At 66.5% G+C, this 10,563-nt stretch carries 12 protein-coding genes; 6 read left to right on the forward strand and 6 right to left on the reverse strand.

Going from position 1 to position 10,563, the window contains the following annotated elements:
- From VL973_RS09145 to VL973_RS09165, 5 genes are all read right to left on the reverse strand, one after another.
- Nucleotides 1-1,103: murein hydrolase activator EnvC family protein (locus VL973_RS09145; RefSeq protein ID WP_325283714.1), on the reverse strand; the 1,103-nt coding region annotated here is incomplete at its 3' end.
- Nucleotides 1,104-1,526: a 23S rRNA (pseudouridine(1915)-N(3))-methyltransferase RlmH gene (locus VL973_RS09150; protein WP_325283715.1), complete on the reverse strand. Its 423-nt coding sequence runs from the start codon at nt 1,524-1,526 to the stop codon at nt 1,104-1,106.
- Between the two features lie 21 nt (nt 1,527-1,547).
- Entirely contained in the window at nt 1,548-1,946 is a 399-nt protein-coding gene (gene rsfS / locus VL973_RS09155) for a ribosome silencing factor (protein WP_414712222.1), read from the reverse strand.
- A gap of 8 nt (nt 1,947-1,954) precedes the next feature.
- Entirely contained in the window at nt 1,955-2,581 is a 627-nt protein-coding gene (locus tag VL973_RS09160; protein ID WP_325283717.1) for a nicotinate-nucleotide adenylyltransferase, read from the reverse strand.
- A 116-nt stretch (nt 2,582-2,697) separates the two neighbouring features.
- Nucleotides 2,698-4,056, reverse strand: coding sequence for a methyl-accepting chemotaxis protein (locus VL973_RS09165; RefSeq protein ID WP_325283718.1), 1,359 nt, complete (start codon nt 4,054-4,056; stop codon nt 2,698-2,700).
- A gap of 156 nt (nt 4,057-4,212) precedes the next feature.
- Here VL973_RS09165 and sdhC point away from each other — a divergent pair, with 156 nt between their 5' ends.
- From sdhC to VL973_RS09185, 4 genes are all read left to right on the forward strand, one after another.
- Nucleotides 4,213-4,626 carry a succinate dehydrogenase, cytochrome b556 subunit gene (gene sdhC, locus VL973_RS09170; RefSeq protein WP_325283719.1) on the forward strand — a complete coding sequence of 138 codons (414 nt, stop codon included), beginning with the start codon at nt 4,213-4,215 and terminating at the stop codon, nt 4,624-4,626.
- Between the two features lie 2 nt (nt 4,627-4,628).
- Nucleotides 4,629-5,018 carry a succinate dehydrogenase, hydrophobic membrane anchor protein gene (gene sdhD / locus VL973_RS09175; protein ID WP_325283720.1) on the forward strand — a complete coding sequence of 130 codons (390 nt, stop codon included), beginning with the start codon at nt 4,629-4,631 and terminating at the stop codon, nt 5,016-5,018.
- Nucleotides 5,018-6,820 carry a succinate dehydrogenase flavoprotein subunit gene (gene sdhA / locus VL973_RS09180; RefSeq protein ID WP_325283721.1) on the forward strand — a complete coding sequence of 601 codons (1,803 nt, stop codon included), beginning with the start codon at nt 5,018-5,020 and terminating at the stop codon, nt 6,818-6,820. Before sdhD ends, sdhA begins: the two co-directional genes overlap by 1 nt.
- Before the next feature lie 306 nt (nt 6,821-7,126).
- Complete coding sequence (locus VL973_RS09185; RefSeq protein WP_414712223.1) at nt 7,127-7,741, forward strand: ATP-dependent Clp protease proteolytic subunit; 615 nt, start codon at nt 7,127-7,129, stop codon at nt 7,739-7,741.
- 56 nt (nt 7,742-7,797) lie between these two features.
- Here VL973_RS09185 and VL973_RS09190 read toward each other — a convergent pair whose 3' ends face one another.
- Nucleotides 7,798-8,445, reverse strand: a complete 648-nt coding sequence (locus VL973_RS09190; RefSeq protein WP_325283722.1) for a hypothetical protein — start codon at nt 8,443-8,445, stop codon at nt 7,798-7,800.
- Nucleotides 8,446-8,579: 134 nt separating this feature from the next.
- Between VL973_RS09190 and ispH the strand changes: the two genes are divergently transcribed.
- Together ispH and thrB are read left to right on the forward strand one after the other, a co-directional pair.
- Nucleotides 8,580-9,533, forward strand: coding sequence for a 4-hydroxy-3-methylbut-2-enyl diphosphate reductase (gene ispH / locus VL973_RS09195; protein WP_325283723.1), 954 nt, complete (start codon nt 8,580-8,582; stop codon nt 9,531-9,533).
- A 22-nt stretch (nt 9,534-9,555) separates the two neighbouring features.
- Complete coding sequence (gene thrB, locus VL973_RS09200; RefSeq protein WP_325283724.1) at nt 9,556-10,521, forward strand: homoserine kinase; 966 nt, start codon at nt 9,556-9,558, stop codon at nt 10,519-10,521.
- The last annotated feature ends 42 nt before the right edge of the window (nt 10,522-10,563 follow it).

The following is a 10,563-nucleotide window of genomic DNA, read 5'->3' on the forward strand; positions in this document are numbered from 1 at the left end:
CGCGCACCCTGCTCGGTCCCCGCCCGCCCGACCGGCAGACCGGCACCGACCGCGTCGCCGCGCTTGACTTGAACCCGCGCCAATCCTGCCAGCAAGCTGGTCCAGCCATCACCATGGTCGAGGATGACGACATTGGCATAAGTGCCGAAAGGCCGCGCGAACACCACGGTTCCCGACGCCGGGGCAACCACCACTGCACCCGGTGCCGTCGCGATCGTCAGACCGCGTGCGCGGATGCCGTTGTCGCTGACTTCACCAAGGCCCGTGACAATCCGCCCGACCACCGGCAGGCGATAGGGCGGCGCGCCCGTTATCGCGTTGCCGCCGGCATCGGGCCGGGGCAACGGCGCGTCGAGCTTAACCAGTCGGCGGCGAACGTCCTGCGCTGCTTCGGTTTGTTCGATCCGCTCGACAATCTCCCGCGCCTCTTCCCCCAGCGCGATTGCCCGATCGGATTCATACAGCGCGCCGCGGGCCAGCGACCGCGAACGCAACCGGCTCTCGGCCTCCAGCTCAACCAGGCGCAGCCGCTGCGATTCCAGTCGCGCGCGCCCATCGCGCAGGCTGGCCGCCGCCAGCCGCGCGCCTTCGCGCAACCGCCTCGTGCGCTCGATTTCGGCGCGGATGGCAGCGCTGCGGGCCTGCACCACCGGGCCGATCGACGCGAGCAGCGCGCGGACATGCACGGCGTCGCGCGCCGACCCCGGCTGGAGCAAGGTGAGTGAAGCCGGACGGCGCGCCAAAGCCTGAAGCGCGGCCACCAGACGCACCGTCGGCGCGCGCTGTGCCAACAGCCGCCGCCGCTGACGCGCCATCGCGGCGTCGACCAGCGCGATCCGCGCACGCGCGGCGGCGATGTCGGCCTCCGCCGCTTCCGCCCGCGCGGCGACGGCCGCCTGTTCGCGGCGCGCCCGCCGCGCCGCGCCCTTGGCGGCATCGGCCTGACGCTCCAGCCGCCGCGCGCGGGCCTGTGCCGCACGCGATGCACGGTTGGCACGCGTCAGCTCGGCCTGCTGGTCGGCGACCGACATCTGCTGCGCGCCGGTTGTCGTGGCGGGCAGCATCGCCAGCACGATCACGGCGGAAAGCAACGCGCCGCGCATTCAGCCTTCCCGGTGATAGGGGTGGCCGGCCAGGATACTGGTCGCGCGCCACAATTGTTCGGCCAGCATGGCGCGCGCCATCAGGTGCGGCCACGTCATGCGCCCGAATGCGATCAGCCAGTCGGCGCCGGCACGCGCGTCGTCATCGAAACCATCGGCCGCACCGATCAGGAAGCGCACTTCGCGCACGCCGTCGTCACGCCACCGCCCCAGCCGGTCGGCGAACGCCATCGACGTCGCCTGATCGCCCTTTTCATCGAGCATGACGATCCGCGTGCCCGGCTCCACCGCCGGCATCCGCCCGCCCGCATCGGGCAGTTCGGTGATACGAACCGGCCAGCCGACGCGCTTCAGATAACGTTCGACCAGTTCATGTTCCGGCCCACGCCCAATGCGCCCGCGCGCGACGACATGCAGCAGCATCGCGGGCCTCGCCGGACGGGATCAGGACTGGGCGGGCTGTTCGGGCGGAGTCGGCGCTTCGCCGAACGCCCACATCCGTTCCAGATTATAAAAGCTGCGAACCTCCGGCCGGAACAGGTGGACGATCACGTCGCCCGCATCGATCAGCACCCAGTCGGCGCTCGGCAGCCCCTCGACACGCGGCGAAACGCCACGCTCGCGCTTGATCCGCTCGGCCAGCTTCTGCGCCATCGACGCCACCTGACGCGTCGAGCGGCCCGATGCGATGACCATGAAATCGGCGATGCTCGACTTGCCTGACAGCGGGATCGAAACCGCTTCCAGCGCCTGATCGTCATCGAGCGACGACAGGACAAGCGTATGCAACGCCGCCGCCGGATCGGAGTCGGACGGGGACGAAACGGGACGGGACTGGGCCAATGCTGCTCCTAAGAATGTGCTACAGGTGATGAGGACCGCCGATCGGACATGAAACGACGGTGCCAGGCGGGATCGGCGGCACGGATGCCGGTCGCCGAACGTCGGTCAGGGCGGAAGCGCAGCAGCACGAGCGCCGGCAATCTCCACTCGTCCCATCGTCTTGCCTGGCCTGCGGGCCGCACGCCGCGCCGCAACCAGCCCATCGCGGGACTTGCGAGGGCGTCGCCATCATAGCCCGGACGCGCGACCACCGCAATCGGCACCGACGACGCGATATCGCGCCACCCTTTCCATTCATGGAAACCCGCCAGATTGTCGGCGCCCATGATCCAGATGAAGCGACGCTTGGGGAACAGGCCCGGCAGCCGGGTCAGCAGGTCGACGGTATATCGGGTCTTCAACCGCGCCTCGATCGTCGACACGCGAATCGGCGCATGGCGCGCCATCGCCCGTGCCGATGCGACACGCGCGGCATAAGGGGCCATGTCGCGCGCGGCGTCTTTCAGGGGGTTGCCCGGCGACACCAGCCACCACACTTCGTCCAGCGCCAGTGCGCGCAGCGACTGCAACGCGATGTGCCGGTGTCCGCCATGCGCCGGATTGAACGATCCACCCATCAACCCGATGCGCTTCAAAGGCGGCGGTCCATTGCAGCGAGGCGGCGGGTGGAAAAGATGGGGGAAGCGCGGTTCACTGCCCGACGCTAGGGCGTCATCGCCCCTGCATCAAGCACGCCCGCGCCCGTCCCGGTTCAGGCCGCCACGCGCCGCACAAAGTCGCTGGCGCTGCCCTTCAACGTCTCAAGATCGCCCTCGAACGCAACAACGCCCTGCCCGACCGCATCGATACCCGTCGCGACCGCTTCGGTGTCCTCGCGGATCGCGGCGATGGTGTTCGACATCGAATCGGCCGCCAACGCGGTTTCGTCGACAGCGGCGGTGATTGCGGTGACGGTCTGTGCCTGTGCCTCCATCGCGCGGCGGATCCGCATCGCCGAATCCTGCACTTCGGCCACGGTGGTGCGGATCGAGGCCGATGTGTCGACGGTCGAGCGCGTGGCGGACTGGATCGCGGCGATCTTGGCCGCGATGTCGTCGGTCGCGCGCGCGGTCTGGTTGGCCAGGCTTTTCACTTCCTGCGCGACCACGGCAAAGCCGCGCCCGGCATCGCCCGCGCGCGCCGCTTCGATCGTGGCGTTCAGCGCCAGCAAATTGGTCTGCCCCGCGATTTCGCGAATCAGGCCCAGGATCGATTCGATCGATTTGGCATGGTCGCTGAGCGCACCCGATGTTTCCACCGCCGCCCCGGCCTGTGCCGATGCACGCGTGGCGATTTCGGCGGCGACCTCCACCTCGGCGCGCGCATCCTCGATCGCGCGGATCAGGCCGGCGGCGGTGTGCGCCGCCTCGCGCATCGCCACGGCCGATTGTTCGGCGGCGGCGGCGACTTCGCTGGCCTTGCCCAACATGCCGCGGGCGGAACCGGATGCGGCCTGCGCCTGTCCGCGCAGCGCCGATCCTTCATGGCTGGCCCGTTCGACGCTCGACACGATGACATCGCGAAACTCACCGGCCAGCCGTTCGCGCGCGCGGTCGTTACCAAAGGCCATGTGCTCGGCATAGATCGCGACGGTGATGTCGGTCTCCAGCGCCGACAGCCGCATCAGCGTGTCGATCGCTTCCACCAGCCGCTCGTCACCCTGGGGCACGCGCTTGACAAGAATATCCAGCGCGGCGCGATCGCTGGCATTTATCATCGACAACAGCGCCATCGGCGGCACGTCGGCGGCATAGGCGGCCGCGACCGAACGCTCGATCGATTCGACCCAGGTCAGCCCGGCGGTGTCGAGAAAACGGTTACGCAGGAAATCGACGCCCAGGTCGATCATCTTCTCGGCCTCGTGCGGCGCCCAGACCCGCTTGTCGGAGAAGCAGCGCAGCCAGTGCCGCCAGTAGGCCTCCGCCACCTGTCGCCGGTCGGCCTCCAGCAACGCCCAGACCCGGCGTGCGCTTTCGATCATGCTCCCGTCGAAATCGAACACCTTCAACCGCTCGGCCAATTGCACCCGGCGGCTGATCGAACCCGGTTCGGGCAAATCCTTTTCGTGCATATGCGTGCGGCCTTCCCTGTCCCCCCATACGCCCGGTGGACGCATTCACGCGACGGATTACCGGCCAAGCGGTTAAGACAGGGTTAGTTACAGACCAATGGCCGATCTTGCATCTGCGAAGACAGGCGGCCATTAGCGGTCGCGAAAGGAACATCCGTGGCATCGAAACCCGTGAGCCGGCCGCTGTCGCCGCATCTGTCGATCTGGAAATGGGGACCGCACATGACGGTCTCGATCCTGCACCGCGTGACGGGTGACGGGATGGCGCTGGTCGGCAGCGTGCTGCTGGTCGCCTGGCTGGCAAGCGCCGCTGCCGGGGAAGCGAGCTATGCCGGGTTCCTCGACATCTTCACTTATGCCGACGGGCGGCTGAACGCGGTCGGCTATCTGTTCGGCATCGGCCTGACGGCATCGTTCTTTCAGCACATGGCATCGGGCATCCGCCACCTGTTCCTTGATACGGGCGCGGGATATGAACTGAAGGGCAACAAGCGCGGCGCGCAGATGACCTTCGTCTTCTCGATCCTGGCCACCATCGCCCTGTGGGCGTTCCTGATCGCGGGGAAATAATCATGGGTTCGGGAACCAGCATCGGCCGCGTGCGCGGTCTGGGCGCCGCCAAGGAAGGCGCGCATCACTGGTGGACGCAGCGCCTGACGGCGGGCGGCAACCTCATCCTCATGCTGTGGTTCATCGCGTCGATCGCGATGCTGCCGGCCTATGATTACGCGACGGTCACCACATGGCTGTCGTCGGCATGGGCGGCGGTGCCGATGGCGCTGCTGATCCTCAGCGTATTCTGGCACTTCCGCCTGGGGCTTCAGGTGGTGATCGAGGATTACAGCCACGCCGAATCGCGCGTGATCCTGTTGTTCCTCCTGAACTTCTTCGTGGTCGGCCTGGGCGCGATCGCGATCTTTTCCATCCTCAAGCTCGCCTTTGCGGCGCAGGTGGTCTCCTGATGAGCGACGCATACAAGATCATCGATCACAGCTACGACGTGATCGTCGTCGGCGCGGGTGGCTCCGGCCTGCGCGCGACGATGGGCAGCGCGGAGGCGGGCCTCAAGACCGCCTGCATCACCAAGGTGTTTCCGACGCGCAGCCACACGGTCGCGGCACAGGGCGGCATCGCCGCTTCGCTTGGCAACAACACGCCCGACCATTGGTCGTGGCACATGTATGATACCGTCAAGGGTTCCGACTGGCTCGGCGACCAGGACGCGATCGAATATATGGTGCGCGAAGCGCCGGCGGCGGTTTACGAGCTGGAACATGCCGGCGTGCCGTTCAGCCGCAACGACAACGGCACCATCTATCAGCGCCCGTTCGGCGGCCATATGCAGAACATGGGCGAAGGCCCGCCGGTGCAGCGCACCTGCGCCGCCGCCGACCGCACCGGCCACGCGATGCTTCACGCACTGTATCAGCAGAGCCTGAAATATGACGCGGATTTCTTCATCGAGTATTTCGCGCTCGACCTCATCATGGAAAACGGCGCCTGCCGCGGCGTCATCGCGATGTGCATGGAGGACGGATCGATCCACCGTTTTCGCGCCCATGCCGTGGTGCTGGCGACCGGCGGCGGCGGCCGTGTCTATCAATCGGCGACCAGCGCGCACAGCTGCACCGGCGACGGCAACGGCATGGTGCTGCGCGCCGGCCTGCCGCTGCAGGACATGGAGTTCGTGCAGTTCCACCCGACCGGCATCTACGGTGCGGGCGTGCTGATTACCGAGGGCGCGCGCGGCGAGGGCGGCTATCTGACCAATGCCGAAGGCGAGCGTTTCATGGAACGCTATGCCCCCTCTGCCAAGGATCTCGCCAGCCGCGACGTGGTGTCGCGTTCGATGGCGATGGAAATCCGCGAAGGTCGCGGCGTCGGCAAGGAAAGCGACCACATCTTCCTGCACCTCGATCACATCGATCCAAAGGTGCTGGCCGAGCGCCTGCCGGGCATTACCGAAACCGGCAAGATTTTCGCGGGCGTCGACCTGACGCGCAAGCCTTTGCCGGTGGTGCCGACCGTTCATTATAATATGGGCGGCGTCCCGACCAACTATCATGGCGAAGTCGTCCATCTGAAGGATGGCGACCCTGACGCCGTGGTCCCCGGCCTGTTCGCGGTCGGTGAAGCGGCCTGCGTGTCGGTCCACGGCGCCAATCGCCTAGGCTCCAATTCGCTGATCGACCTGGTCGTTTTTGGTCGTGCCACGGGCCTGCGCCTGAAAGAAATGCTTAAGCCCGGCACCCCGCACAACCCGCTGCCTGCGGGTTCGGAGGAGCTGGCGCTGACCCGGCTCGACCATTTCCGCCACGCCAAGGGCGGCACGCCGACCGCCGTTATCCGCGCCGATATGCAGAAGACGATGCAGAAGCACGCCGCCGTGTTCCGCGATTCGGCGCTGCTGGCGGAGGGCGTCGAACATATGGATGCCGTCTATCAGGGCATGAACGACATCGCCGTGACCGATCGCTCGCTGATCTGGAACACCGACCTGATCGAGACACTGGAGCTGGACAATCTGATCGGTCAGGCCGTCGTCACCATCCGTTCGGCCGAAAACCGCAAGGAAAGCCGCGGCGCGCACATGCACGAGGATTTCCCCGAGCGTGACGATGCGGGCTGGATGAAGCACACCATCGCGACCTTCGACGGCTGGGGTGGCAAGGGCGGCGCATGTCGGATCGATTACCGGCCGGTGCACGACTACACGCTCACCGACGAGGTTGAGTATATCAAGCCGAAGAAGCGCGTTTACTGATCGCCCTAGGCTTACGGGCCTGAAAAGGGGCGCGTCGTCTTTCAGGGGCGGCGCGCCCTTTTCGTTGCGGCGGAACCATCGCAGCCGCGCAGCATTCGTGGGGATGTGACGTTGGGGGTCGGCGACCTGCTGGTGTATCTGGGGTTCGCAAGCCTTGCGCTTGTGGGCGCCGCTTTCGTGCTGATCGCATTGTTGCGCCCGGCATGGCGCAGACCCGCCTCCCCGCCCCGCGCCCCGTTTCGCGTGCCCGATCCCGCCCATTCAGCCCAAGGTGCCTCCGCCATGCCCGATCCCCTGTCCGACACGCTGCCCGCCCCCGAAACCCACGATGCCACGGCGGACGACCCCGTGCCGGCGAGCGGTTCCATCAATCAATATCCGCTGCTGGCCAGCCCCCATATTGTGCTGGCAGGGCCAGTCGATCATGCCATGTATGCAAGCTTTCGCGATCAACTCGCCAAGGCGCCCCGCAGCGGCACGGTCGTCATTGCCATCTCTACGCTGGGCGGCGATCCCGAAGTCGCACGGCTGATGGGCGATGAAATCCGCCTGCTGCGCGCGTTCGAGGGGCGCGAGTTCCTTTTCCTGGGCAAGGTCGCGGTCTATTCGGCGGGCGCGACGTTCATGTCGGCCTTCCCCGTCGACAAGCGTTTCCTGACGCGCGGCACGCGGATCATGATTCACGAGCGGATCATGAACAAGACCGTCGAAGTTTCCGGCCCGCTCAAGACCTGTGTCGCGACGCTCAAGGCGACGCTGCACGAAATAGAACATTCGATCATGATCGAGGAAGAGGGCTTTCGCGCCATTGTCGAAGGGTCGCGGGTCGATTTCGACGAACTGGTCCGCCGCGCGCCCGAAAACTGGTATATCGAGGCCGACGAAGCGCGCGAAAAGGGCCTCGTCCTCGACGTGATCTGATTCCGCGACGTGATCTGACGGCGTGGCGGGGGCGCGAACCGCCCCCGCTTTGTCGCTTACCGGGTGGCGTTGTAGCGGAGCTGGTCGTCAGTCAGCTGGAAACCGACCAGTGCCTCGAACGTCGCACGGGCGACGGCGGCGCGCACGCCCGGCGCCGACAGCGGGTCGACCGCCGCTTCTTCTTCACCGGCGCGGCGACGCTTGGTCAGTTGTTCGCGCACTTCGTCCGGAAGAGTCGCGGCCGAACGCGCGACCACGCTGGTCGCGCTGCCCTGTGCCTGAGCGCGTGCCTGGCCCGCGGGGAAATTGATCGTGACTTCGCCCACGCGCTTGGCGGTCACATTGGTCCCGCCGCGCACGATCGCGATGAAATAGGGCAAGGTGACGCTACGCGCCGCATCGGTGCGGGCGCGGCGGGCCTGAACATCGAACGTCACCGTCGTGACCACGTCATTGCCCGATTCGCTGCATTCGCTGCGGACATTGGTGATGTTGCCGACCAGGTCGATCGCCGCTGCGTCACGGCTGGCGGGCGGATCGAACAGCGTGATGTCGCCGGTTCCCGCCGGCACGCCGACGATCGGACATGCCGTGCGCGTCGCCTGGATGCCGACGCCGCCCTCGACGCTGATCTCGCCCTCCCGCGAGCAGCCGGTGACGGCGGCGGCGAGTGCGATCGGCGCGGCAAGCCTGATGATCTTCACGGCGGAACACTTCCTTCCCATCTGATACGCGAACGGGCCGCGCGTCGCGGTGCGGCGACAACAGGCCCGTCCAAGGCGCGCGACCATAGGAAGCGCCTTTCGCACAAGCAAGCAATCGCGTAGGGCCATATGCCATGAACGACGCCGTGAAACCGATGATCGAACTGTTGATCGCCGCCCCGCGCGGCTTCTGCGCCGGGGTCGACCGCGCGATCCGCATCGTGGAACTGGCGATCGAACGCTATGGCGCGCCCGTCTATGTCCGACACGAGATCGTCCATAACAAGTTCGTGGTCGATACGCTGAAGGCGCAGGGCGCGATCTTTGTCGAGGAACTCGATCAGGTGCCCGACGGCGTGCCGGTGGTGTTTTCCGCGCATGGCGTGCCAAAGGCCGTGCCCGCCAAGGCGGTGCAGCGTGGCCTGTCCTATCTCGACGCCACCTGCCCGCTGGTGTCCAAGGTCCACCGGCAGGCCGAACGGCTGGTCGCGGCGGGCCGTCATATCATCTTCATCGGCCATGCAGGCCATCCCGAAGTCATCGGCACATTCGGCCAAGTGCCCGAAGGCGACATGACGCTGGTGGAAACGGTCGAGGATGTTGCCCGGCTGACGGTGCCCGATCCTGACAATCTGGCGTTCCTGACGCAGACTACCCTGTCGGTCGAGGATACGGCCGCCGTGCTCGATGCACTGAGGGCACGGTTCCCCACGATCGTCGCGCCGCACGCCGACGACATCTGCTATGCCACCACCAATCGCCAGACTGCGGTCAAGGCGATTGCGGGCAGTGTCGACCTGGTGCTGGTGATCGGCGCGCCCAATTCGTCCAATTCGCTGCGGCTGGTCGAAGTGGCCGAGCGCGAAGGGACGCCAGCCCGCCTGATCCAGCGCGCCGCCGAGCTTGATTTCGACTGGCTGGCGGGCGTGGGTTCGCTGGGCATCACGGCCGGTGCTTCCGCGCCCGAGATACTGGTGCGCGAACTGGTCGACCGGCTGGCCGAACGCTTTGACGTGGTCGAGCGCGAGGTCGAGACGACGCGTGAGAGCATCGCATTCAAGCTGCCTCGTGGCCTCGAAGCGGCCTGATTACGCGAAAACCGGGGGCGGTATGGCAGTCTATACGCATGTCTCGGCCGAGTTGCTGGCCGATTTCCTGACGCGTTTCGACGTGGGTCAGCTCGTCTCGGCCAAGGGCATTGCCGAGGGGGTGGAGAACTCGAACTATCTGGTCGAGACGACGACCGGCCGCTTCATCCTGACGCTGTATGAAAAGCGTGTGTCGGGCGACGACCTGCCCTATTTCCTTTCGCTGCTCGATCATCTGGCGGACAAAGGGCTGCCCGTGCCGCCCGCGATCAAGGATCGCGACGGCCGGGCGATCCATGAGCTGGCGGGCCGACCCGCCTGCCTGATCCGCTTCCTGCCGGGCGTATCGCTGTCGCATCCCACCCCGGTTCAGGCGCTGGCAACGGGCGATGCGATGGGGCGGATGCACCGGGCGGTGGCGGATTTCAGCGGCGATCGCACCAATTCGATGGGCATCGACACCTGGCGTCCCTTGTTCCAGCGTTGCGGCGACAGCCTCGATCAGATTGCGCCGGGGCTTCACGGCGACATCGCCATCGCGCTCGATGCGATCGAGGCACGCTGGCCGCGCCGGCTTCCGGCATCGGCCATCCATGCCGATCTGTTCCCCGACAATGTACTGATGCTAGGTGAACGGGTCGCCGGCCTGATCGACTTTTACTTCGCCTGCACCGACCTGCGCCTCTACGACCTTGCGATCATGCACGCATCGTGGAGCTTCGACGCGACCGGCGTGCATCATGACGCCGTCGTCGGCGATGCGCTGATTGAGGGTTATTCGCGCCATTTTCTCCTGAGCGCCGACGAACGGGCCGCGTTCGGCGACCTTGCGGTCGGCGCGTGCATCCGATTCACGCTGTCTCGCGCATGGGACTGGCTAAACACGCCCGCCGATGCGCTGGTGACGCGCAAGGACCCGCTGGCCTTCTGGCGGCGGCTGCGCGTCTATGATCCCGATCTGGCGGCGCGGATGCCGACGCTGGCATGAGCGAGCTTCCGCATGTCGAGATCGCCACCGACGGCGCGTGCA

The sequence above is a fragment of the Sphingomonas sp. genome (genome assembly GCF_035490575.1).
Lineage (GTDB): Bacteria > Pseudomonadota > Alphaproteobacteria > Sphingomonadales > Sphingomonadaceae > Sphingomonas.